Origin of the sequence: Cellvibrio fibrivorans, from assembly GCF_031457055.1 — a bacterium.
GTDB classification, from domain to species: Bacteria; Pseudomonadota; Gammaproteobacteria; order Pseudomonadales; family Cellvibrionaceae; genus Cellvibrio; species Cellvibrio fibrivorans.
Map to the genome: position 1 here is coordinate 103,221 of NZ_JAVDVX010000002.1, position 23,622 is coordinate 126,842.

At 47.5% G+C, this 23,622-nt stretch carries 19 protein-coding genes and 1 tRNA gene; 16 read left to right on the forward strand and 4 right to left on the reverse strand.

Annotated features, from left to right (window positions below; translation table 11 throughout):
• The first annotated feature begins 79 nt into the window (after positions 1-79).
• From J2X05_RS05340 to J2X05_RS05360, 5 genes are all read left to right on the forward strand, one after another.
• The gene (locus J2X05_RS05340; RefSeq protein ID WP_310069719.1) at positions 80-235 is read left to right on the forward strand and encodes a DUF2256 domain-containing protein; all 156 of its coding nucleotides are present in this window, start codon (positions 80-82) and stop codon (positions 233-235) included.
• The gene (locus J2X05_RS05345) at positions 232-1,782 is read left to right on the forward strand and encodes a cryptochrome/photolyase family protein (protein WP_310069722.1); all 1,551 of its coding nucleotides are present in this window, start codon (positions 232-234) and stop codon (positions 1,780-1,782) included. Before J2X05_RS05340 ends, J2X05_RS05345 begins: the two co-directional genes overlap by 4 nt.
• Positions 1,783-1,794: 12 nt before the next feature.
• The gene (locus tag J2X05_RS05350) at positions 1,795-2,340 is read left to right on the forward strand and encodes a DUF2058 domain-containing protein (RefSeq protein ID WP_310069725.1); all 546 of its coding nucleotides are present in this window, start codon (positions 1,795-1,797) and stop codon (positions 2,338-2,340) included.
• A 5-nt stretch (positions 2,341-2,345) separates the two neighbouring features.
• A complete protein-coding gene (locus tag J2X05_RS05355; protein WP_310069729.1) occupies positions 2,346-2,591 on the forward strand; it encodes a hypothetical protein in 246 nt (81 codons plus the stop codon).
• A 137-nt stretch (positions 2,592-2,728) separates the two neighbouring features.
• Positions 2,729-3,196, forward strand: coding sequence for a helix-turn-helix domain-containing protein (locus J2X05_RS05360; RefSeq protein WP_310069732.1), 468 nt, complete (start codon positions 2,729-2,731; stop codon positions 3,194-3,196).
• 56 nt (positions 3,197-3,252) lie between these two features.
• Here J2X05_RS05360 and J2X05_RS05365 read toward each other — a convergent pair whose 3' ends face one another.
• Positions 3,253-5,082, reverse strand: coding sequence for an ABC transporter ATP-binding protein (locus J2X05_RS05365; RefSeq protein ID WP_310069734.1), 1,830 nt, complete (start codon positions 5,080-5,082; stop codon positions 3,253-3,255).
• Between the two features lie 178 nt (positions 5,083-5,260).
• On the opposite strand from J2X05_RS05365, the gene J2X05_RS05370 reads away from it, so the two are divergent.
• Positions 5,261-5,650, forward strand: a complete 390-nt coding sequence (locus tag J2X05_RS05370) for a hypothetical protein (RefSeq protein WP_310069738.1) — start codon at positions 5,261-5,263, stop codon at positions 5,648-5,650.
• 16 nt (positions 5,651-5,666) lie between these two features.
• Positions 5,667-6,191: a hypothetical protein gene (locus tag J2X05_RS05375; protein WP_310069741.1), complete on the forward strand. Its 525-nt coding sequence runs from the start codon at positions 5,667-5,669 to the stop codon at positions 6,189-6,191.
• Between the two features lie 115 nt (positions 6,192-6,306).
• Here J2X05_RS05375 and J2X05_RS05380 read toward each other — a convergent pair whose 3' ends face one another.
• Complete coding sequence (locus tag J2X05_RS05380; protein ID WP_310069744.1) at positions 6,307-7,335, reverse strand: DUF6976 family protein; 1,029 nt, start codon at positions 7,333-7,335, stop codon at positions 6,307-6,309.
• 30 nt (positions 7,336-7,365) lie between these two features.
• Positions 7,366-8,616: a hypothetical protein gene (locus J2X05_RS05385; RefSeq protein ID WP_310069747.1), complete on the reverse strand. Its 1,251-nt coding sequence runs from the start codon at positions 8,614-8,616 to the stop codon at positions 7,366-7,368.
• Positions 8,617-9,213: 597 nt separating this feature from the next.
• Between J2X05_RS05385 and J2X05_RS05390 the strand changes: the two genes are divergently transcribed.
• Positions 9,214-10,239 carry an acetylating acetaldehyde dehydrogenase gene (locus J2X05_RS05390; RefSeq protein WP_310069749.1) on the forward strand — a complete coding sequence of 342 codons (1,026 nt, stop codon included), beginning with the start codon at positions 9,214-9,216 and terminating at the stop codon, positions 10,237-10,239.
• 202 nt (positions 10,240-10,441) lie between these two features.
• Here the strand turns inward: J2X05_RS05390 and J2X05_RS05395 are convergent.
• Positions 10,442-10,527, reverse strand: a tRNA-Leu gene (locus tag J2X05_RS05395).
• A 301-nt stretch (positions 10,528-10,828) separates the two neighbouring features.
• On the opposite strand from J2X05_RS05395, the gene queA reads away from it, so the two are divergent.
• From queA to J2X05_RS05435, 8 genes are all read left to right on the forward strand, one after another.
• The gene (gene queA / locus J2X05_RS05400; RefSeq protein ID WP_310069750.1) at positions 10,829-11,911 is read left to right on the forward strand and encodes a tRNA preQ1(34) S-adenosylmethionine ribosyltransferase-isomerase QueA; all 1,083 of its coding nucleotides are present in this window, start codon (positions 10,829-10,831) and stop codon (positions 11,909-11,911) included.
• A gap of 49 nt (positions 11,912-11,960) precedes the next feature.
• Positions 11,961-13,082: a tRNA guanosine(34) transglycosylase Tgt gene (gene tgt, locus J2X05_RS05405; protein ID WP_310071309.1), complete on the forward strand. Its 1,122-nt coding sequence runs from the start codon at positions 11,961-11,963 to the stop codon at positions 13,080-13,082.
• A gap of 178 nt (positions 13,083-13,260) precedes the next feature.
• The gene (gene secD / locus J2X05_RS05410) at positions 13,261-15,144 is read left to right on the forward strand and encodes a protein translocase subunit SecD (RefSeq protein ID WP_310069753.1); all 1,884 of its coding nucleotides are present in this window, start codon (positions 13,261-13,263) and stop codon (positions 15,142-15,144) included.
• Positions 15,145-15,156: 12 nt separating this feature from the next.
• Complete coding sequence (gene secF, locus J2X05_RS05415; protein ID WP_310069754.1) at positions 15,157-16,323, forward strand: protein translocase subunit SecF; 1,167 nt, start codon at positions 15,157-15,159, stop codon at positions 16,321-16,323.
• Positions 16,324-16,465: 142 nt separating this feature from the next.
• Positions 16,466-18,475 carry a hybrid sensor histidine kinase/response regulator gene (locus tag J2X05_RS05420; protein ID WP_310069756.1) on the forward strand — a complete coding sequence of 670 codons (2,010 nt, stop codon included), beginning with the start codon at positions 16,466-16,468 and terminating at the stop codon, positions 18,473-18,475.
• Between the two features lie 229 nt (positions 18,476-18,704).
• Complete coding sequence (locus J2X05_RS05425) at positions 18,705-19,853, forward strand: efflux RND transporter periplasmic adaptor subunit (RefSeq protein WP_310069757.1); 1,149 nt, start codon at positions 18,705-18,707, stop codon at positions 19,851-19,853.
• A 5-nt stretch (positions 19,854-19,858) separates the two neighbouring features.
• Positions 19,859-22,996 carry an efflux RND transporter permease subunit gene (locus J2X05_RS05430; RefSeq protein WP_310069759.1) on the forward strand — a complete coding sequence of 1,046 codons (3,138 nt, stop codon included), beginning with the start codon at positions 19,859-19,861 and terminating at the stop codon, positions 22,994-22,996.
• Positions 22,993-23,565, forward strand: a complete 573-nt coding sequence (locus J2X05_RS05435; protein WP_310069762.1) for a TetR/AcrR family transcriptional regulator — start codon at positions 22,993-22,995, stop codon at positions 23,563-23,565. Before J2X05_RS05430 ends, J2X05_RS05435 begins: the two co-directional genes overlap by 4 nt.
• Positions 23,566-23,622: the final 57 nt, after the last annotated feature.

Below are 23,622 nucleotides of genomic sequence, written 5' to 3' on the forward strand. Positions count from 1 at the left end.
CAGCGAATGATACCAGCGCCGATATTTTTCGTAATGGACAGATAGAATCAAAAAGCCTATTTCCGAAAAAGCGCGCAGTATGAAAAAACAGCACTTGCCTCAAAAAATTTGCCAGCATTGCCAGCGTCCATACACCTGGCGAAAAAAATGGGAAAAGGTTTGGTTGGAGGTCAAGTACTGTTCCACCGCCTGCAGCACAGCCGCTCGTAGTAACAGGAAGCAATCCCCCCAATGAAAAAAATACGTCACTTGTGCCTGATACTCGGCGACCAACTCAATCGCGACAGCCTTGTTTTTGCCGGTTTCGATCCTGCGCAGGATCTCCTATGGATGGCAGAAACCCTCGGCGAAAGTACCCATGTTCACTCAAGCAAACAGCGGAGCACCTTGTTTCTTGCCGCCATGCGCCATTTCGCCCAAGAACTGCGCGATGAAAAATTACCGCTGGTTTACTACTCGCTTGAAGAGCATGAGCAGCCGGATTTCACCGCGGCGATTAACGCAACTCTGCGACATTATGCGGTGACTCAACTGCGCGTTGTGTTACCCGGTGATTATCGTGTACTGCAGGAAATAAAGCGTTGTTGTACCGATAACAACCTGACCCTTGATGTGCTGGCCGATAATCATTTTATCGCCAAGCCGGGTGAATTTAGCGCGTGGAAAAAAGGTAAAAAGCAATTGCGCATGGAATATTGGTATCGTCAGTTGCGTAAACGCACGGGAATATTAATGAACGGCGATGTGCCCGTCGGCGGCGATTGGAATTACGATAAAGACAATCGCGGCACCTTTGGCAAAGCAGGGCCGGGGTTATTGGACAGCGCTTTGGTTTTTCCGGTCGATAAAATTACCCAGGGTGCGATCGATTCTGTCGCAGCGTTTTTCCCAGACAATCCCGGTAATTTATTGAGTTTTGGTTGGCCAGTGAATCGCCAGCAAGCGCTTGCGCTGCTGGATTTCTTTGTCGAAAAAAATTTACCGCTGTTCGGTGAATATCAGGATGCCATGTGGACTGGCGAGCCCTGGCTCTACCATTCGCGGATCTCGGCAGCACTCAATCTTAAATTGTTATCGCCAATGGAAGTTGTGCAGGTGGCAGAGCATGCGTACAGCCGCGGCCATGCGCCACTCAATGCCGTGGAGGGTTTTATTCGCCAGATTCTGGGATGGCGCGAATATGTGCGCGGTCTTTATTGGAGCCTAATGCCGGAATGGAAGGAGATGAATGCATTGGATGCTCAACATAATCTGCCGGATTTTTACTGGCACGGCGACGTAGACATGGCGTGCCTGAGCCACAGTATTCGGCAGGTATTGGACACAGGCTATGGTCATCATATTCAGCGGCTAATGGTCACTGGCCTTTTTGCCCAGCTTTGGCAATCACGCCCCGAACAAATCCATGCATGGTATTTGGCCATGTATGTCGATGCCGTCGAATGGGTTGAATTGCCCAACGTATTAGGGATGAGCCAATACGCTGATGGTGGCATAATGGCTTCCAAGCCCTATATCGCCACGGGTCGCTACATTGCCAAAATGAGCAATTATTGCGATCACTGCCGGTACAAGCCGGACGAGGCTGAAACAGAAAACGCCTGCCCATTTACCACCCTGTACTGGGAATTTTTGCAGAAGCACCGAGCGCGTTTTCAACAGCATCCTCGCTTGGCCTTACAAGTCAAGCATCTGGATAACCAGAGCGAAGACAAACGCGCTGCCATCGCTAGGCGCGCGCAATGGGTGAGGGCGCATTACCCTGCTAATCACTATATTTGATCGGAATTTTTTATGGCCTCTCTACAAGATCAACTGCTCAAAGCCGGTTTGATAGACACCAAAAAAGCCAAACAGGCCAATAAAGAAAAACGCAAAGAAACCAATGTTGCGCGTCGCTCCAATGAAGAAGTGGTCGATGAAGTAAAACAATCCGCTGAACAAGCCCGCTTGGAAAAAGTTGAACGCGACCGCGAATTAAATCGCCAGCGCGATTTGGAACTGCAACAAAAAGCCATAGCCGCCCAAATCAAACAGCTCATCGAAAACCATCGCCAACCCAAAGGTGCAGGCAATGGCGATGTGGAATATAACTTTACCGATGGCAAACTCATCAAAAAAATGCGTGTATCGCCCTTGGTACTTGAGCAAATTGTGCGTGGGTTATTGGCAGTAGTGAAATTGGGCGAGGGGTATGAAGTTGTACCGCGCATAGTTGCTGACAAAATTGCGCAGCGCGACGAAAAATTTGTCGTGGTCGCCAATACCAAAACCGAAAGCAAGGTTGACGAAGATGATCCCTACAAGGATTACGTTATTCCCGACGACCTTATGTGGTAACCCTTATGTGGAATCCAATCCGCGCCGTGTTGCGCAGTAAATCATTGCGCGGTATAAAAATTATTGCACTGAGTTTAATGTTGGTTCTCGTCTGCGCCGCACCGATTATGCTTTATAGCGCCTTCGGCCCTGCTGATGGCAATCCCGTATTGCTGAGCTGGTTGTTTGCCATAGGTGCAATGCTTGCCCATGTAGGATTTTTTGTGGGAATCCTGCTGGTAATTTGGGATGTGTATTTCGCAAAAAAATAACGCCGCACGAATTCTCGCCAAAAAAGAATCCTCGCAATCTAATCAGCATCTGTGTCGGGTGAAAGTCGGGTAGCTGCCGTACCCGACAAGGTGTGCTATTAGTAATAATCCGGGTTCACACAGGTTGGAGTAAATAAATGATTCTTAAAGAACTGCGTATTAGTCGCCATCTCTCCCAAGAGCAATTAGCGCAAATGTCTGGCTTGAATGTCAGAACCATTCAGCGGATTGAAAGCGGCAATAACGCCAGTGTGGAATCACTTAAATGCCTCGCCTCTGTGCTTGAAGTGGATGTAGCAACCCTGAACCAGGAGCGAATGATGATAGATAAAAATTCTGATGTGTGGCGTAACCAGCCGTTGTGGTTGAAATGGTGGTTTTTTATTAATTACCTAAGTTTTAAACCTTTGCGTAAATCCAGTGTGAGGGGTATGTTTTTTTGCCATGCTTGCGGATTCGCACTCTGTGCGTTGGCGTGGTTTGACCCTAAAGCATTACCCGGTGGTTTGGCATTTTTACTAACCGCGTATTTTTTCCACCTATTGGTATGGCAGGGCGATAAATACGGTGTTTGGTACGACAAGCCGGATGACACACCTGCTTAGTCACTTTGCCCGAAGCAGCAAGAAAACTCATAGACTTGCTGCTTTTTTAATGCTTGTTAAAACTCCCCCAAAAATCCGCCTGACTGATGCGCCCACAAGTGCGCATAAACACCGCCCAAAGCGATCAATTCGTTGTGTGTTCCCTGCTCGATAATCTGGCCTTTATCCAATACGATTAAACGATCCAGCGCAGCAATAGTGGATAAACGGTGCGCAATAGCAATCACCGTTTTGCCTTGCATCAACGTATTTAAATTGGTTTGGATGGCGGCTTCCACTTCCGAGTCTAGCGCGGAGGTCGCTTCATCCATAATTAAAATCGGTGCGTTTTTTATCAGTACGCGGGCGATGGCGATGCGCTGGCGCTGGCCGCCGGACAATTTCACACCGCGCTCACCTACATGGGCGTCATAGCCTTTGCGGCCTTCATTGTCACTGAGGCTCATAATAAAATCGTGCGCTTCTGCCTGCTTGGCGGCGCAGATCATCTCTTCTTCGGTTGCATCGGGTTTGCCATAGAGCAGGTTGTCTCGAATGGAGCGGTGGAGTAGCGATGTATCTTGCGTAACCATGCCGATTTGCGCGCGCAGGCTCTCTTGTTTGATGTCCGCGATGTTTTGGCCATCAATTAAAATTGTCCCGTCATCGACATCATAAAAACGCAATAATAAATTTACTAAAGTGGATTTGCCCGCGCCGGAGCGGCCGACCAAACCAATTTTTTCACCGGCGTTAATATGCAAATCAAACTGCTGCAGTAATCCATCTTTTTTACCGTAATTAAAACGCACGGATTTAAAATCGATCTGGCTTTGCTGGATAAGTAAAGGGGGCGCATTGGGTTTATCTTGTACTTCACGTGGAATCGACAGTGTATTTAAACCATCGCGTGCTGTGCCCATGTTTTCAAACAGTGCCGAGACTTCCCACATAATCCACTGTGCCATTCCATTCAAGCGCAATACCAAACCGACTGCGGCTGCAATGGCGCCGGTGGTTATTGCAGCGCTTGACCAGAGCCACAGTGATACGGCGGCAATTGCAAAAATCAGCAGGGCATTTATCGCCCATACGGCACTACCCAAGAGTGTTGCCAAGCGCATCTGCGGATGCACAGTCGTTAAAAAATATTCCATGCCTTTTTTGGCGTAATCGGCTTCGCGATTGGAGTGGGAAAACAATTTCACGGTAGAAATATTGGTGTAGGTATCTACCAAGCGGCCGGTCATATCGGAGCGCGCGTGCGCTTGCGCGGCAGATATTTTGGCGAGACGCGGCAAAAAATAATAAAGCAACGCAGAATAAGCGATAAACCACGCAACCAGCGGTATTGCCAAACGCCAATCGAGCGAAGCCGAAAGCACCAGAATGCCGGTGAAATACACAATTACATACAAGAGCACGTCGAGTAGCTTCATGATGGTTTCGCGCACTGCAAGGGCGGTCTGCATGACTTTAGTGGCTACGCGCCCGGCGAATTCATTTTGATAAAACTGGTAGCTTTGGCCGAGTAGATAACGGTGTGCCTGCCAACGAATACGCATAGGGAAGTTTCCCAGCAGCGTCTGGTGCATTAACAGTGAATGCAGCAACACGCAAACGGGGAGAGCGATGAGCAAAATAAAGCCCATCCAGATTAACTGCGTATGGGATTCACTCCAAAAAGTGTCTGGTGTATGTTTGTTGAGTGTATCAACTAGATCCCCAAGGAAGCCAAATAACGATACCTCCATTATCGCGATCAGACCGGTAAACAGGGCCATGCCTAATAAATATACTTCTGCCCCCCGGCTGTAATGACGGCAAAACGCATACAGGGTTTTGGGTGGTTCTGTTGGGTCTTGCGGAGGGAAAGGTTTAATCAGGCTTTCAAAAAAACGAAACATAGTGCAATCGCCGGTGAGAAATAAGAGGGGCTGGCTAAATTTTAGGCCGTTATTGTAGCAGCTCAATCATCAATATTCGTGTAACCAAGTGTTAAGCCGCGGTGATAAACTGGCGGTCAGTATTAATGAAGTCGGCTGCCAACACTTGGCAGTAGTATTTTTTAGTCGGGATAAATCTATGAAAAATGGCTTGGTTGTGTTTGCTGCTGGTTGCCTCGGTGGCTTGGTGATGTGTGTAGTGATGTGGCTGTTTTCCCGCTATGGGATTACCCAATCCCTTAATGTTCAATTGGCCGGATCTGTATCGCCGCACTGGATGTATCCGCGAATTGTGTGGGGTGGCTTATGGGGCTTTTTATTTTTATTACCCATTTTTGCCAGCAGCATTTTCGCGCGCAGTTTTGTGATCGCGTTAATTCCTACATTGATTCAGCTATTTGTATTTTATCCATTTTATGAGGGCAAAGGTGTTGCGGGCTTATCGCTCGGCATATTAACGCCCTTCTTGGTATTCTTTTTCTTTTGGGTCTGGTCGTTGACGACAGCGATTACGCTGCGTTTATCTTGAGTGTGTGGACATGCTAATGGGCAGAGTATTTTTAAACTACATCACCTGGGTGTTATGTGTCTGTTGTGCATCTGCAAGTGCACAATTATTGCCTGATAATAAAAATCTGAATGCACAGTCTGTAGCGCGCTGGATGCAAAGCAACCGCGATATAGCGCCGATTGTGCAGGTTGTGGATGCAATGCATGCGACAGATGCTGCGCTTAAGGCTTTTGAGGCCTTGCCGCCTGCAGAGCAAGACCAGAAAATTAATGCGCTGCTGAAATCCAACAATCTTCTGGAAAGTGCTAACCAGATTACGCAAAAACATGGTTGGAAATCCGTGGGCGAATATATGCGCTTGAGCACCAAGCTGGGCAATGCGATAGCCGCTTATTTTTTGTTTGGCGATTTGGGTAAGGTGACCGAAGAACAGGAAAAGCAACTCAAAGAAAAAGCGGACCCTGCTGTCCTGGCTGTGCCAAAAAGCGATATCGATTTTATTAAGAACAATGAAAAGGCGTTACAGAAATATATTCAAGCCTATGGGGCAGGGCGATAGAATGTTGCCGCTCCTTCCAATTAATTATTCAATAAAAAAGTTGATGCGATAAAAAAGGCGGATGTGATAAGCATCCGCCTTTCTTTATTACACCAAGCTTTCTTACGTCATGTCGTTAGCGTGATCCGCCACTAATACTGAGATAAACCAGTGTCTGGTTGAGCAGCTGATAGGCCACCTCCCCAAAGGTAATGGGGCCGGTTAAATCGCGGGTCTTTTTACCTTCCAGCTCTGAATAAAGATAATTCAGTATGCAGTTGCACGAGAATGAAATTCCCTCACTTGCTGATGCTGAAAGCTCTTTATTAAAACTCTCAATATAATTCTCCACCGGTTTTGCGAAGCGATAGCTGATATCGGCAAATACTGGTGCGTAGAGATCCACCTTGTTATTGGATTCATTTACTTGTTGGATGCTCACGTTAATCATCACACCCGAGTAATTTGCCACTAATGGCAGGCGGGTATCGACTTTTGCGTATTTAATGTAGTCCGCCAGATTCGCTGCTTCACCGTTGATGGTGCAATCGCTTACGCTGAAGCCGGTGCTTTTGAATTTGATTTCAGGCCCATCACCCTGGCTAAACAGGTTGACGATATTGATATTCGCCAGTTGGTTTGTGGGGAGCGGAATATGCATCGCGACCGCTTGTTGGTCGAAGAGCATACCGCGTGCGGGGCCAAAACCCACTTTGGCACTGCGGCTACCAATATCATCCAGGTGTACGCCGGAAATCCAACCAATAATGGGTGAAAAATACATATTGGGATAGTCAGGTGCATTTTGCGCATAGGACAAATGTACTTCTGACATAGCCGGTAAAATGATGATGGTGAAACCGTGCTCAGGTGCTTCTTGTGCAATACGTGCGATAGAGTTGCCATCGTATAACGTAATACGTGGTGCATTATTCGGTTGCACGCCCTCAATGGTATTTACGAAAATCTTTTCGCGATCTACTTTGCCGCCCTCAGCAGTCATAAAGTAGGGGATGGTTCCTGCAATCCAATTGCCTGAAGGAAGATCAGTCAACACTGATTCATCAGCAGCGATGACCAGATATTCACCTTTGTTAATTTTTTCAATAAGCTGATCGCGGTTGATGAGCGCACTGCGAATGCTGATGTCGGCGTCTTGTGCCATGCAAGATCTCCTGAACGATCTAATGAATGTTTAGCGGCTATTGCTTAAAACCATGCGAAGCTCTTGTTGCATAAATCGCTGGTTGTGTTTGATAAAATCCCTTACGCGTCTTACGGCATTAAGCTCGACTACCGGATCCGGGTTCATGAGAATCTGTGACCGCAAATTGGAGAGTAAGAGCTTATAGGCAATATGTGAACTCGGGATGAAACTGTCATCTTTTAAGATGCGCTTCCATATTTCGCTGCGCTCGTCGGGCAGTGAGTATTGGGCTTCTTCTGGCGCATTCATTAATTGATTAATCTGCACCAATTCTTTTTTGAGGTTGCGTGCGTTTTTGCGGAAAAACTCGCGCAAGGAGTTAAGTGCAAAGACCCGCGCATTATTATCGTCGGTATTCTGGAACGCATGACGCAGGCGAACCAAAAACAGATTCAGCGGCATGTTGGTTGAGCCAAGGTCAATTTTACCGGTAACCAGCTTTAACCAAATACTATTCTTCAATGCAGGTAAAACCAATTTGGTGGTGACGCTACGACGCTCTTCAACAGATTGTTTCTTCATTGAAAGTGCCGATATTTGGCTAATTTCAGCATCCAGCGCATTGATATGCGAAATAAAAAATTTACGCAACTCGTTGACCGAGTCCGATAGCTTCACTTCAACCTTAGGATCAATCATGCTGAGCTTTAGTTTGGACAGCATGAGTTTTAATGGGAACAGCTGGGTTTTCAAATGAAATTTATCGTAAATCATACTTTCCCAGATGGGATCGGATTCGCACGGCAGACAGGTTGCTAGACGATAGGATTCCGGGGTTTTTTCAATGTCATTTAAAATTTCATCAACCAGGGACTGGTCAAGTCGCAACATATTGGCGATAGCGTCAGGTGCAATGCCGCGAATGTGCGCGAGTGCGACTTCCTGGCGTAATTGATGAGTATAGTTGCGGTTGGGGTCACCCAAAAAATTGGGTTGCAAAAGTGCTTCTCTACTAATGCCTGCTCCCGAAATACTGGGGTCGTAAAACGATGAGACTATATGACAGCTGTAATAGCCAATGCTGCTGTGAAGCCAGCGTTTGTTTAAGCCGGTATCCACTATTTTATTATTATCAGTATCGTTTCCCTTTGAAAAAAAGGAAAACCGCGATTTTTCCACATGATGGGAAAGTGTAATTTGGATTATTTTATTCTTTTCGTCGATATTCACATCATGTGCTGACCACGGCGCATTAATTCCCAAAATGGCCTCAAAATAATACTTGGGTTGTTTAACCACTTGATGCTCCTTTGGTTGTCAACTGTCAAAAATTTACCTTTTACTTCGACAAAACCTCAGATCAAAGTATCGCTTCACTGTTATTGGTTGCTACTAATGATTAGCTAACAAACATTTATGTTAGCTGTCAGGATTTTTGTTGTATTAACAGCAGCAACATAACGACAAGGCAGCCCATGCACATTGCTGCATTAATTCTTTTGTGAAATGTTTGGTTAATAATTGTTAACGGGCGGACGATTATGACGACCTCATCATTTATTTAATAGGCTTTTTCAGTCGTTTAAAAAAAATGTGTCGCCTAAAGTTTCGTGAGACAGTTTTTTGAGTCATAACCTTGATTAAAAATTAATCTGGATTTATTTGTGTTGCATATTTATCGTATTAAACGAATCTATTGAAGCGTGGTAATTGGTCAATAAATTTTTGTTTCTAGCCTATATTTTTTTCTTTACAAATTAATATTTTTATCTGAGATGTGGTTCGCGAAAATCAATATTTGGTATTTCATTGACAAAATGATTATGAAATCTTTGAGCTGTGTTCTGACCCCCGAGATGTAAATCGGTTAATGAGATAATTTTCAAGGATCAAATTATGCAGTTCATTAAAGCGTTATTGAGTGGTGATTTTTTACAGGGTAGCTTTTTAACGAACAACTTTTTACAGAATAATAAGGGTACGAGTGAATCTACATCTGGCCGTTTGCGGGTGGGAATCATCGGGACAGGAAAAATTGGTGTGGATCTACTGGTGAAAGTACGGCGTTCCCCCTGGATGGAGTGCGTCATTTTTTCTGGTAGAAATTTGCAATCGGCAGGAATGTCTTTCGCCTCGGAATTGGGTGTTCCGGTATCAGATCAAGGGATCAATGCGTTTTTTGAGCCACGTTATCGCTGTGATATTGTGTTTGATGCGACATCCGCAGCCAATCACATTGAGCATGCGCAAGTATTTGATCGCTTGGGTATTCTTGCGATAGATATGACCCCTTCACAAATAGGCGAGTGCTGTGTGCCAGCATTCGGAATGAGGGAAGTACTCGAAAATAAAAATATCAGTATGATTTCTTGCGGCGGCCAGTCATCTATTCCTGTTGCGCAAGTATTGGCCAGCGCAATTCCCGGGGTACAAAAAATCGCGGTTAGATCGATTGTCTCTCCCAACTCTATTGGCCCCGGAACTCTGGCCAACCTTGATGAGTATTATCACAACACTAAAGCGGGTTTGAAAAAATATACCGGTGTCAAAGATTTTGATGTTGAGTTGTTTGTAGATGAAGTGAATCCTGAAACGCGTATGCTGACCAGTGTGACGGCCTATTGTGATGCAGTTGATACAGATGCATTGCGCTCCCCACTATTGGCAATGTTGGAAAAGATTCAGGCGTATGTACCTGGCTACAAGTTGGAGGGAGAGCCTGTTGTGATTGAAGGAGGTATTCGGGTTGATTTAAGTGTCGAGGGGCTGGGTGATTATTTGCCTAAGTATGCGGGTAATCTAGACATTATTAACTGTGCGGCGATTGCCGTTGCTGAGCATTATGCACAAGCGGCGTTAGCATCCCGACAAACGAAGAAGTCATTGGTTCGCTATCACCGCAATCTGCAATTGGAATATTAAATTTTACGCTGTCGATCATTCCTGTCTCGATCGCACCTGAGTTTTTCTACATCTCTCCGTGAATGGACTTTTTAGTGCATGGTTGAGCGCTAGTCTGACGTTGCGAGATTTTTCCCCGGCGGGCCGGGCGACTTCCACTGCCACAGGTTGTAGATATAAAGCAAAAAAAGGGGCTTACATTGCTGTAAGCCCCTTTCGGATTTGGTGCCAGTGGTCGGACTCGAACCGACACGCTTTAAGGGCGCCGGATTTTGAATCCGGTGCGTCTACCAATTCCGCCACACTGGCGAGTGGTGCGCATTTTAATGATTTGCGCCTGTCTGTCAAACACTAATTACGAAAACTTCATAAAGCCCTTAATCAGTAATCCATTTGATTCAATTACTAGGCAAGTTGATCAAAAAGCGGTTGATTATTACGGTTGCTGCCGCCTTCCACTGTCTATCCTGAGAGTCAGGAGACGCGTCGGATTCAAAATCCGGCGTCCTAATTAGAGCGATTCCCTCGGCGCTTGATTTTGCAAGAGCCCTAAATTGGGTTACCCTGCCGACCTTTTTCACGCCAACCTTATTTACTCTATCTGACTGTTATGCGCCGCCAGGATTTTTCATACGAGTTACCTAATGCCCTTATCGCCCGTGCACCTGCTGCAGAGCGGCGGGGTAGTCGTTTATTGCATTTGGATGGCCGGAGTGGGCAGCTTGCCCATGGGCAATTTCCCGATCTGCTCAATCTGGTCGAGCCGGGTGATTTGATGGTGTTTAACAATACCCGCGTGATTCCGGCGCGCTTGTTCGGTCAGAAAACATCGGGCGGGCAGGTGGAAATTCTGGTGGAGCGCGTGTTGGATAATCGCCGCGTGCTCGCCCATACCCGTGCAAGCAAAGCACCCAAGGTGGATTCGCAGGTGATATTGCAGGATGGCACCCGCGTGCAATTGGTTGCCCGTCACGATGCGATGTTCGAGTGGGAATTTCTGGGTGATGATTCGGCGTTGGTCGTGTTGGATCGTATCGGCCATATGCCATTGCCTCCTTATATAGATAGAGACAATGTTGCTGCCGACCGCGAGCGCTATCAAACCGTGTATAGCAAAGAGCAGGGTGCTGTTGCTGCACCTACCGCCGGTTTGCATTTTGATGAATTGATGTTGGAGCAGCTGCGTGCAAAAGGCGTGAATATCGCGTTTGTGACTTTGCATGTGGGAGCGGGCACTTTCCAGAATATGCGTGTCGATAATATTGCCGAGCACCAGATGCACTCGGAAATTATGGATGTGTCACCCGAGGTGTGTGAGCGGGTGCGCGCAACCAGGGCGGCGGGCAAGCGCGTTATCGCCGTAGGTACTACCAGCGTGCGCAGTTTGGAATCGGCCGCGCAGGGATATGCGGATTCTTCTCAAAAAGGCGCGATCCATCCTTATCAGGGTGAGACCAGTATTTTTATTTATCCTGGCTACCAGTTTCAGGTGGTCGATGCGTTGGTGACCAACTTCCATTTGCCCGAATCTACCTTGATTATGTTGGTGTCGGCTTTTGCTGGATATGGTTTTACCATGGCTGCTTACAAAGAAGCTGTTGCACAGCAATACCGTTTTTTCAGTTATGGCGATGCCATGTTTATCACCCGCAATCCTGCGGCCGCGCAGCAACCAGTTGGCGGGTCTGTTTGAATACTACTTATCTGAGCCGAGAGAGAAGATCGTGACTAACCAATGTTTTATGGAATTTGAATTAGATAGCCAGACGGGCAGGGCGCGTCGTGGCCGTTTGAAGTTTCCGCGCGGCACAGTCGAGACTCCGGCATTTATGCCTGTAGGAACCTACGGCACTGTGAAGGGTATGACCCCGCGCGATGTGGAAGACATAGGTGCCCATATCATTCTTGGTAACACCTTTCATTTAATGTTGCGCCCCGGTACTGAAGTGATAAAGGCGCACGGTGACCTCCACGATTTTATGCAGTGGAAAGGCCCTATCCTGACCGACTCCGGTGGCTTTCAGGTTTTCAGCTTGGGTAAGTTGCGCAAAATTACCGAAGACGGTGTGACTTTTAAATCGCCCATTAACGGCAGCAAAGTGTTTATGGGGCCTGAAGAGTCGATGCAAGTGCAGCGCGATTTGGGTTCTGACATCGTTATGATTTTTGACGAGTGCACGCCCTATCCGGCGACTATTCATGAAGCGCGTGACTCGATGGAATTGTCGCTGCGCTGGGCCAAGCGTTCCAAGATCGCCCACGGTGATAACCCCTCGGCGTTATTCGGAATCGTGCAGGGTGGCATGTATGAAAATCTGCGCACCGAATCCCTGACCGGTTTAGTGGAAATTGGGTTTGATGGTTATGCGATTGGCGGTTTGTCGGTCGGCGAACCCAAAGAAGATATGCTGCGCATTCTCGAAAGCCTTACGCCGCAAATGCCTAAGCACAAGCCGCGCTATTTGATGGGTGTGGGCAAGCCAGCGGATTTGGTGGAAGGTGTGCGTCGCGGTGTGGATATGTTTGATTGCGTTATGCCTACTCGCAATGCGCGCAACGGTCACTTATTCACCAGCGAAGGAGTGATCAAGCTGCGCAATGCTAAATATCGCGACGATACCGGTCCGCTTGATGCGCAATGTGACTGTTATACCTGCAAAAATTTCTCGCGTTCTTATCTGCACCATTTGGACAAATGCAACGAGATGCTGGGCGCACAATTGAACACAATTCATAACCTGCGCTACTACCAAAAAATCATGGCGGATATGCGCAAGGCATTGAGCGATAACACTTTTGATGCTTTTTTAGTCGACTTTTATGGTCGCCAGGGCTCGGAAGTACCGCCAGAACCCACACAATGAGTGCTGCACCGTTGTTGTACGCCAATTAAAGGGTATAATCCGGCGCCCTTGACCATACCGCAGTAACTTTCTGTTGCTGTGCGCAAGTAGAAATAAGGCGAATGAGAAGTGCACGATTTGAGCGGTACAGCGAATCGAAACGACTTTAAAACCCGCCGCTGATAAGTTGGGAAAACCTATGTTAAATCGCTACCCGCTCTGGAAATACCTCTTGCTGCTGTTTTTTGCTGTGATCGGTATTATCTACTCAATCCCTAACCTCTATGCGCCAGATCCCGCGTTGCAAGTCTCGGGTGATTCGAGTGCAAAAGTTATCGATGCACCTGTACTGGCAAAAATGGAGGCAGCGCTAAAAGCCGCCAACATTGAAGCGTTTGGTGGAGAAGTGACTGCCAAGACCGCCATGTTGCGCATTAAGGATGTTGAGCAACAAATGGTTGCGCGTAAAATTGTGCAGCAAGCATTGGGTGATGGTTATGTGGTCGCTTTAAATACAGCACCAACTACACCAGCATGGCTGCAGTCTTTGGGTGCTTCGCCCCTAAAGTTGGGCCTTGACCTTGCGGGCGGCGTGCACTTTTTACTGGAGGTGGATACCGCTTCTGCAGTCGCCAAACGTCAGGAGATCAATGCTGACGATATGAAAGACAAGATGCGCAAAGCCAAGGTGCGTTACGCATCGGTTGTTGCGCAGAAAGATAATCAAATCACCGCGCGCTTCCGCTCAGAAGAAGCGCGTGACGAAGCATTAAGTTTGTTGCGCGGTGATTATCCCACCATGCTGTTTACTACTCCCGATAGCGAGCAAACCGCAGGTGAATTTACCTTTGCTGCTAATTTTACCGAAGCAGGCGTGCGCGAAATTGAAGATTATGCTGTTAGCCAAAACCTGATCACTTTGCGCAACCGCGTTAACGAATTGGGCGTATCTGAACCAATGGTTCAGCGCCAGGGACGCAGCCGGATTATCGTGCAGCTCGCCGGTATTCAAGACCCTGCAGAAGCCAAGCGTGTGATCGGTAAAACCGCCAACCTTGAATTCCGTTTGGGCGCATCGCCCGATACCTTGGTTTCCAATAAAGAAGAGTTCCCCTTCAAAGACGAGCTGATGCAAATGCAGCGCGGCAATGCAGTTTTGGAAAAACAACTTATTGTAACTGGTGATCGCGTTGCTAATGCTACGAGCAGTTTTGATCCGGAAACCAATCAGCCCCAAGTGAATATTACGCTGGATAGCCTGGGTGGAACGCATATGCACCGCGTGACCCGCAATAACGTTGGCCGTCAAATGGGTATCCTGTTTATCGAATACAAAACCCGAACGCAAATTGTCAAAAATGCAGCGGGTGAAGATGTAGAAAAAATGACGCAATACGTTGAGCGCAAAGTTATCAGCCTTGCGACAATTCAAAGTGCGTTGGGTGTGCAGTTCCGCATTACCGGTTTGGATAACCCCGCAGAAGCATCAGAACTTGCGCTTTTGCTGCGTGCCGGTGCTTTGGCCGCACCTATGCACTTTGTGGAAGAGCGTACAATTGGTCCATCGCTCGGGGCAGAAAACATTAAAAATGGTGTTGATGCAACTCTGTGGGGCTTCGGTCTGGTAGTGCTGTTTATGCTCGTGGTGTATCGCATGTTCGGTATTTTCGCCAACATTGCATTGGCACTTAACCTGCTGCTGATGATCACTATGTTGTCGATGTTTGGCGCAACGCTCACATTACCTGGTATTGCCGGTATCGTATTAACGATTGGTATGGCGGTAGATGCCAACGTGTTAATTCACTCGCGTATCCGTGAAGAACTTAAAAATGGCGCCTCGCCGCAACAAGCAATTTATGCGGGTTACGAACGTGCATTCATTACCATTCTCGATGCCAACCTGACTACCTTGATTGTGGGTGTGATTTTGTTTGCGATAGGTACAGGCCCGATCAAAGGTTTCGCGGTTACCTTGATTGTAGGTATTCTCACTACTATGTATGCCTCGGTCAGCTGCAGTCGCGCCCTTGCCAATTTGGTATATGGCGGCCGTAAAAACTTACAGAAAATTTCGATTTAAGAGATCACTGCTATGACTAAGGAATTACGCATTATCGATTTTATGGGGGTTAGACACTACACCTCCGCCTTGTCCATCATCATAGTCATTATTTCTCTTGCATCATTGGCGATTAATGGTTTGAAACTGGGTTTGGATTTTACCGGTGGGTCACAGCTTGAGCTGTTACTCGATCGCCCTGCAGATTTGGATAAAATCCGCGATGTGCTGGAAAAAGAGGAACTGAAAAGCCCGGTCGCGGTGCTCTTCGGTTCCGATCAGGAAGTCATGATTCGCACCCAGGATCAAATGAAAGTAAAAGCGCAGGAAAAACTCACTACGCAAATTGCGGCCTTGGGCTCCGGGGCAGCATTGGAAGGTATCGAGCGTCCGGCACGCGAGCTTGAAGGTTTTGCAGATACCTTGGTGATTGCCAATGTGAGTGCAGAGGCGCTGCAACAAAAAGCGTTGTTTTCTGCGGAAATTTATGGCCGTGTTGAATACCAGTCTCGTGAAGGTAAAACCTTGGTAGTAGTTGAAAACTCAATTGACTCTGTCTATCTGAATCAGATAATCGCTGATATTGAACAGGCAACCGGCGCTAAAATTCAATTGCGCAGCAGCGAGTTTGTTGGGCCGCAAATTGGTGATGAGTTACGCGATCAAGGTGGCTTGGGAATGCTGGTGGCCTTTGCCTTGGTATTCCTTTACGTTGCCGTACAATTCCAATGGAAATTTTCAACCGGCGCTATTATTGGTTTGGTTCACGACGTTATTGTTACCTTGGGTTTCTTCGCATTTTTCCACTGGGATTTTGATTTGACTGTGCTGGCGGCAATCCTTGCGCTGATCGGTTACTCCATCAACGATACCATCGTTATCTACGATCGCATCCGTGAAAATTTCCGCATCCTGCGTAAAACAGATCCACACGAGGTGATCAATATCTCCATCACCCAAACGCTTGGCCGTACTATTATGACGTCTGCGTCGGTGTTTATTGTGTTGTTTTGTTTGTATTTTATCGCCGGTGAAGTCTTGCAAGGTTTTGCTCTGGCGCTGATTATCGGTATTGTTGCCGGTACTTACTCATCAGTTTATATCTGTGCAAATATCACTGCGGCATTGGGTATCACCAAAGAAGATTTGATGCCAAAAGCTAAAGCAGAAGATGGTACTGAGCTTGATGAAATCCCCTAATCCTCAGCTTTTTTAATGTCATCAAACAACAGCGCCAATAGGCGCTGTTGTTGTTTATGCCCCCTCGTTTTTACTGCGATTGTACAATCGGGATATCTCGGGTATCGTCCAACCAATTTCCCTTAACTCGCTAATAATTTCTATGATCGAGCACATTAGTTTTAGTCCAGCGCTGCAATTAAGTGATGATATTGAGTTGTTACGTACCACTGTGGGACGTTTCCAGCGTATTTTTAATGGTAGTGGTTATGGTTTTTGGGAGTGGGATTTGCAAACCCAGCACATCGAATGGTCGGGCGGGTTCTGGGAGCGTTTAGGTTACGGTCCTGAGGATGCGGAAAGTATTAGCGATGCCTCTAAAGTGCTGACTTATATGCATCCCGATGATCGCGAATTTGCAATCGAGGCCGCGCGCCAGCATTTGCGTAGTGGCAAACCGCTCGATGTCTCCTATCGCATCCGAACTAAAATGGGCGATTATATTTGGACGCAAGTCCGTGCCGACTCGCTTCGCGATGAACATGGCCACGCGAGGATTATGTCGGGCGTGAATTTTGATATCACTGAAATTAAAAAGGTAGAGGCAGCACTACGCGAGAGTGAGGCGCGTCAGGTGCGGATTATCCAGGCATCCAGTGATGGTATATGGGAATGGTATGCCGATCGCGGCGGCTTCCACTTTTCCCATCGTTGCTGGGAATTATTAGGTTATGACGATCTGGATGATGTACTCACCGAGGGTGAAGACCGCTTAAAAATTTGGCGCAAACATATTTATCCGCAAGATTTATCCAAGTTTGATAATGCACTGGTTGAGCACATGGCTGGTCGCGCGCCCTTTGATGTGGAGTACCGGCTTATCAGCACCCAGGGTGAAATTCGGTGGATTCGCGGTCGTGGACGCGCCGTGTTTAATGAAAAAGGCCAGCCGATTATGATGTCGGGTAGCAATATGGATATTACCGAAGTAAAGCGTGCAGAAGAGCGCGTTATCCAGGCCAAAGAACAAGCTGAAAAAGCCAACCGCGCCAAGTCCGATTTTTTGTCGAGTATGAGCCACGAATTGCGCACACCGCTCAATGCAATTTTGGGCTACACCCAATTATTTGAATACGACGGCAATTTAAAAACCCAACAAATTGATAACGTGCGCGAAATCCGCAAAGCGGGCGAACATTTACTGCAGTTGATTAATGATGTGTTGGACTTGGCCAAAATCGAATCGGGCAATATGACGGTATCGCTTGAGCCGGTATTGGTCTCACGCTTGATTACTGAATGTTTTACCTTAGTGCAGCCACAAGCGGACGCCAAAGGGATTCGTTTATCTTCATTGCTTGCTGAATTTTCCAATACCTATGTTATTGCCGATCACGTCCGTTTTAAGCAGGCGCTCCTGAATTTGCTGAGTAATGCGGTGAAATATAATTATGTGGGCGGCGAGGTTGAAGTAAAACTTATTGCGCAACCCGGGCAGCAATTGCGTATCAGTGTGCGCGATACCGGGCGCGGTATTCCTCTGCAGCGCCAAAGTGAAGTCTTCCAGCCCTTTAACCGTTTGACGGCGGAAAATACCAATATTGAGGGCTCAGGAGTGGGGTTGGTGATCACCAAACAATTAGTGGAGATGATGCAGGGGTATCTTGATTTCACCAGTGCTGAAGGTATGGGGACTACTTTCTGGATCGACTTACCAATGGCCACAGAATGGAATGCTGATTCAATTGTGCGCACCTCGACCAACAAGGATTACACTCCCGCATCGCTCAATGTAAAACGTCGTTGCAAAGTCCTGTATGTAGAAGATAACCCAACCAATATCCGTCTACTGCAGCAAATCTTCGCGCGCTATCCTCAGCTTGAATTAGATGTTGCGGAAGAGGCGTTTTTGGGTATTTATAAAGCGCGCAGTACGCAGCCGGATTTGGTGATATTGGATATCAACTTGCCGGGAATGGATGGTTACGAGGTCCTGAGTGTATTAAAAAATGATCCTGATACACGTGCAGTTCCGGTGATTGGTTTGTCGGCGAATGCCATGCCTTACGATGTTGAGCGCGGGCGCAATGCGGGTTTTTACGATTACCTGACCAAACCGGTGGATATTCATCGTTTGATTGAAGTATTTAACAAGCTCCTGCATGACCATTGATTCCCAAGCTCTTTTAACTGGTGCTTATTCTTTTTAAGCACCGGTTTTTCCTCTTTCACTTCCAGCCTTTAATCACAATCGTTAACAAATGCAAATGTTCGTGGTTTTAGCGGCAAAGCTGTCTATTATCCAGCAATGAACATTTGTTCATTTTTCAGAAGGTATATCGTTTCCCCCTCAGTCCAGCCTTTTATTCAGTCTCGCATTAACGCACTTTAAGGAGTTCACCATGTTCCCAGTTATTCGGTATCGGGCAATTTTTGCCATAGGATTCATGGGGTTGGCGCTATCTGCATGCGACACCAAGACACCGGCAACTGCGGCTGCTCCGGCACCAATTGAGGTAGGAGTGGTGACTTTGAGTGCGTCTGATGTGCCTCTGCAAGTTGAATTGCCGGGTCGCACCTCAGCTTACCGCAAGGCGGAAGTGCGCCCGCAAGTGAGTGGAATTATCCAGAAACGCTTGTTTGTGGAAGGTGCTGAAATCAAGGCGGGTACACCCTTGTACCAAATAGATCCTGCAACCTACCAAGCTGCGCTGAGTAGTGCACAAGCAGAGCTGGCCCGCGCAGATGCCAATCTGGCCGCCGCAAAGGCGAAGGAGGCTCGTTACAAAAATCTGAACTCAATGAAGGCTATCAGCCAGCAAGACTACGATGATGCCTTAGCTAATTTCGGCCAGACCAAAGCGAATGTTGCAGCGGCAAAAGCTGCAGTGGAGACGGCGCAGATCAATCTTAAGTACACCAAAGTGTTGGCTCCGATTGATGGTGTTATCAGTAAATCGTCTGTGACTGAAGGTGCCTTGGTTAATGCAGGTCAGGCCGATGTGTTGGCCAGTATCATGCAGCTGGACCCCATTTATGTCGATGTTTCCCAATCGGCAGAGGAATTGTTACAACTGCGCCGTGAAATGATTAAAGGCGATGTTGCAAAGACAGAGAGCGCCAAAGTGCGCCTGCTGTTGGATGACGGTTCAGTCTACGAGCACGAAGGCAGTTTGCAATTTGCCGAAGTGGGTGTAAATGAATCGACGGGCACCGTTATTTTGCGCGCGCAATTTCCCAACCCGGATCGGTTGTTATTGCCTGGCATGTTTGTGCGCACGCAATTGGACGAAGGTGTGCGCGCTAATTCTTTGCTGGCACCTCAGCGTGGCATTACGCGTGATCGCACTGGCAATGCAACTGCCATGGTGATTAATAAAGAAGGCGTGGTTGAGCTGCGCCAATTAAAAACCGGCCGTGCAGTGGGCGACCAGTGGTTGGTGTTGGAAGGTTTGGCTGTGGGCGATCAGGTGATTGTTGAAGGCTTGCAAAAAGTGAAGCCGGGAGCACCCGCCAAAGCGGCGGCGGCTAGCAGCAAGGCCGGGGAGTAAACGACATGGCCAGATTTTTTATTGATCGCCCCGTATTTGCGTGGGTTATTTCCATCATCATTATGTTGGCGGGCGCGCTGTCGATTTTTAAATTGCCTATAGCGCAATATCCGGAAGTGGCGCCACCAGCAGTGAGTATTAGCGCTTCTTACCCCGGAGCTTCCGCGCAAACTGTGCAAGATACGGTTATACAAATTATTGAGCAGGGCCTTACCGGTATCGACAATGTGCAATACATGTCATCGACCAGTGATGCCAGTGGCCGCGGTGAAGTGACGCTGACATTTTTAGCGGGCACTGATCCAGATATTGCGCAGGTACAAGTGCAAAATAAATTGCAGACGGCTATGCCATTGTTGCCGCAAGAAGTGCAGCAGCAGGGCATTCGCGTTACAAAATCATCAGCCGGTTTTTTGATGGTGATCGGTTTTGTTTCTGCTGATGGCAGCATGGATAAATACGATATTGCTGACTATGTGGCCGCCAACGTGCAGGATCAATTAAGTCGCGTTAATGGTGTTGGGCAGATAACATTGTTCGGTTCGCAATACGCGATGCGTATTTGGTTGGATGCCAATAAACTTGCCACTTACAAACTCACTACTGTCGATGTGGCTACGGCGATACGAGCGCAAAATGCGCAAATTGCTGCAGGCGAATTAGGTGGTACTCCAGCGCTGCCGGGGCAACAAATTAACGCCAGTATCGTGGTGCAAACCCGTCTTTCCACGCCGGAGCAATTTCGCAATATTTTATTGCGTGTGAATCAGGATGGTTCGCAAATTCGTTTAGGTGATGTGGCGCGCGTTGAGCTCGGTGGTGAAAATTATCAATTTGAAACGGAATACAATAATCGTCCTGCCACTGGTTTGGCGATCACCCTCGCCGCGGGTGCTAACGCTCTGGACACTGCAGATGTGGTGCGCAAACGTATCGCTGAGCTGCAAGGCTTTTTTCCGCAGAGTTTGGAAGTTGTTTATCCCTTTGACACCACGCCCTTTGTAAAACTATCGATTGAAGCGGTGGTGCACACGCTCATCGAAGCGATTGTGTTGGTGTTTTTAGTGATGTATTTATTCCTGCAAAATTTCCGCGCAACCTTAATTCCCACGATTGCGGTGCCGGTAGTGTTGCTCGGTACATTTGCTGTCCTGTCCGTATTTGGTTATTCCATTAATACGCTCACCATGTTTGCGATGGTGCTAGCAATTGGATTGTTGGTAGATGATGCCATCGTAGTGGTGGAAAACGTTGAGCGAGTGATGGCAGAGGAGGGGCTTTCACCGCGCGAGGCAACACGCAAATCCATGCAGCAAATTACGGGTGCATTAATTGGTATTGCGTTGGTGTTATCTGCCGTGTTTGTGCCTATGGCATTTTTTGGTGGATCCACCGGAGTTATTTATCGCCAGTTCTCCATCACCATTGTGTCAGCGATGGTGTTGTCAGTGATTGTTGCACTCACGCTCACACCTGCACTCTGCGCATCTCTACTAAAACCAGTAAAACACGATCACTACGAAAAGCGGGGTTTCTTCGGCTGGTTTAATCGCAATTTTAATAATGCGACCACTAAATATCAGTCTGGTGTTAGTTCGATGTTGGGTAAAACCGGTCGTTACATGGTGATCTACGTGGCGATTGTATTGGTGCTCGGTTTTTTATTCACCCGTCTGCCAAGTTCATTTTTGCCGGATGAAGACCAGGGCATTATGTTTACCCAAATGACCTTACCAGTTGGCGCAACCAAAGAGCGCTCTATGGTGGTTATGGATCAAATTGAAAAACATTATCTTGAAAACGAAAAAGATAATGTGCGTTCTGTTTTCTCGGTAATTGGATTCAGTTTTAGCGGGCGTGGGCAAAATAACGGCATCGCGTTTGTCGGCATGAAAGATTGGAGCGAGCGCACCGATGAATCGCAGCACGTGCAAAGTATTGCGGCGCGTGCGATGGGTGCCTTCTCCCAAATTAAAGATGCAATGGTATTCCCCTTTGTGCCACCTGCGATTACCCAGTTGGGCACTTCATCCGGATTTAATTTGCAGTTGCAGGATTTGGGCGGTTTGGGGCATGAAGCATTAATGCAAGCGCGCAATCAATTTCTCGGAATGGCGGCACAGGACAAACGTTTAGTCGGTGTGCGTCCCAATGGGCAAGAAGATAACCCACAATTTAAGTTGGATGTCGATCAGGAAAAAGCGACGGCACTGGGTGTTTCGTTGACCGATATAAACAGCATTTTTTCCACTGCCTGGGCTGCATCTTATGTAAATGACTTTATCGATAAAGGCCGCGTGAAAAAAGTATTTGTGCAAGGCGATGCCCAATACCGCATGTTGCCGGAAGATGTAAAAAATTGGTACGTGCGCAATAGCAAAGGTGAAATGGTACCTTTCTCGGCGTTTACATCGGGCCGTTGGATTTATGGGTCGCCACGTCTTGAACGCTACAACGGTGTGTCTTCGCTCAATATTATCGGGCAGGGCGCACCAGGTGTTAGCTCGGGCGATGCGATGCTGGCGGCAGAGGAAATTGTGGCGAAATTACCAGCGGGTATAGGTTATCAATGGACGGGGATGTCATTTCAGGAGCGCGAGTCTGGTAATCAAGCACCGCTGTTGTATGCGCTCTCCATCCTGATTGTATTTTTATGTTTGGCGGCACTTTATGAAAGTTGGTCAGTCCCTTTTGCAGTGATTCTGGTGGTGCCTCTCGGTGTAATAGGGGCGGTGTTATTTGCAATGGGGCGCGGGTTATCCAACGATGTGTATTTCCAAGTGGGTTTGTTAACCACCATCGGCCTTGCAGCAAAAAATGCAATTTTGATTGTGGAGTTCGCCAAAGCGTTATATGAGGAGGGAATGGATTTGGTGCAAGCAACTATGGAGGCGGTGCGTATGCGTCTACGCCCGATTATTATGACCTCACTGGCGTTTATGCTCGGCGTAACACCCTTGGTGATTAGTTCGGGCGCTGGTTCCGGTAGCCAGAATGCGATTGGTACCGGGGTGTTTGGTGGAATGTTTTCTGCCACTGTGCTTGCCATTTTCTTTGTGCCGGTATTTTTTGTGGTGGTCTTCCGTTTGGCGCAGCGCTGGTTTCCCGCTGCTCCGAAACCGGATGATTCGGTGTCATCATGAACAAGTGCGATATCATTCTTGATGCAACATTAAACCTCTTGGCGAGTCGCGGCTTCCACGGTTTTTCAATCCGTGATGTCGCCAAAGAGGCGGGCGTCGCCACGGGTACGGTGTATTTATATTTTGAGGATCGCGAAGATCTGATTAAAAAATTGCACAGCCAGATTATTGAAACTGTGGGGCGGGAAGTGTTTGTTTCATTGGGGAGGGAGCTAAGCTTGCAGCAGCAATTCCATCAAATGTGCGTGAACTTTTGGGCGCTATTTAAACGTCATCCAGCGATGATATTGAGCAAGGGGCAGTTTGATCATCTACCTGCGGATTTGCTGCGCAGCCGCCATGAAGAGGCGAAGGTGGTATTGGAGCCGCTCTTTACTTTTTTCCTGCGCGGGCGCGAACAGCAGATGCTGAAAAACTTTCCAGACGAAATTTTATTTTCGCTAGCGTTTGAACCCTATTTTGAAATTGCGCGCAAATCGCTGCAAGGGTTTGTTGCCGTTGATGATGCGATGTTGGATCGCATTATCTGTGCAAGCTGGGATTCGATTGCGTTGCATCCTGAGCGGTAAATCAGTTTGGATGAATGAAAAACGGCGAGCCAAGGCTCGCCGTTTTTCATTTGGGTT

Coding starts and splice junctions, on each gene's coding strand:
- J2X05_RS05360 (WP_310069732.1), top strand. CDS start 2,729: ATGATTCTTAAAGAACTGCGTATTAGTCGCCATCTCTCCCAAGAGCAA.
- J2X05_RS05350 (WP_310069725.1), top strand. CDS start 1,795: ATGGCCTCTCTACAAGATCAACTGCTCAAAGCCGGTTTGATAGACACC.
- J2X05_RS05425 (WP_310069757.1), top strand. CDS start 18,705: ATGTTCCCAGTTATTCGGTATCGGGCAATTTTTGCCATAGGATTCATG.
- secF (WP_310069754.1), top strand. CDS start 15,157: ATGACTAAGGAATTACGCATTATCGATTTTATGGGGGTTAGACACTAC.
- secD (WP_310069753.1), top strand. CDS start 13,261: ATGTTAAATCGCTACCCGCTCTGGAAATACCTCTTGCTGCTGTTTTTT.
- queA (WP_310069750.1), top strand. CDS start 10,829: ATGCGCCGCCAGGATTTTTCATACGAGTTACCTAATGCCCTTATCGCC.
- tgt (WP_310071309.1), top strand. CDS start 11,961: ATGGAATTTGAATTAGATAGCCAGACGGGCAGGGCGCGTCGTGGCCGT.
- J2X05_RS05375 (WP_310069741.1), top strand. CDS start 5,667: ATGGGCAGAGTATTTTTAAACTACATCACCTGGGTGTTATGTGTCTGT.
- J2X05_RS05365 (WP_310069734.1), bottom strand. CDS start 5,082: ATGTTTCGTTTTTTTGAAAGCCTGATTAAACCTTTCCCTCCGCAAGAC.
- J2X05_RS05430 (WP_310069759.1), top strand. CDS start 19,859: ATGGCCAGATTTTTTATTGATCGCCCCGTATTTGCGTGGGTTATTTCC.
- J2X05_RS05355 (WP_310069729.1), top strand. CDS start 2,346: ATGTGGAATCCAATCCGCGCCGTGTTGCGCAGTAAATCATTGCGCGGT.
- J2X05_RS05420 (WP_310069756.1), top strand. CDS start 16,466: ATGATCGAGCACATTAGTTTTAGTCCAGCGCTGCAATTAAGTGATGAT.
- J2X05_RS05370 (WP_310069738.1), top strand. CDS start 5,261: ATGAAAAATGGCTTGGTTGTGTTTGCTGCTGGTTGCCTCGGTGGCTTG.
- J2X05_RS05345 (WP_310069722.1), top strand. CDS start 232: ATGAAAAAAATACGTCACTTGTGCCTGATACTCGGCGACCAACTCAAT.
- J2X05_RS05390 (WP_310069749.1), top strand. CDS start 9,214: ATGCAGTTCATTAAAGCGTTATTGAGTGGTGATTTTTTACAGGGTAGC.
- J2X05_RS05435 (WP_310069762.1), top strand. CDS start 22,993: ATGAACAAGTGCGATATCATTCTTGATGCAACATTAAACCTCTTGGCG.
- J2X05_RS05340 (WP_310069719.1), top strand. CDS start 80: ATGAAAAAACAGCACTTGCCTCAAAAAATTTGCCAGCATTGCCAGCGT.
- J2X05_RS05380 (WP_310069744.1), bottom strand. CDS start 7,335: ATGGCACAAGACGCCGACATCAGCATTCGCAGTGCGCTCATCAACCGC.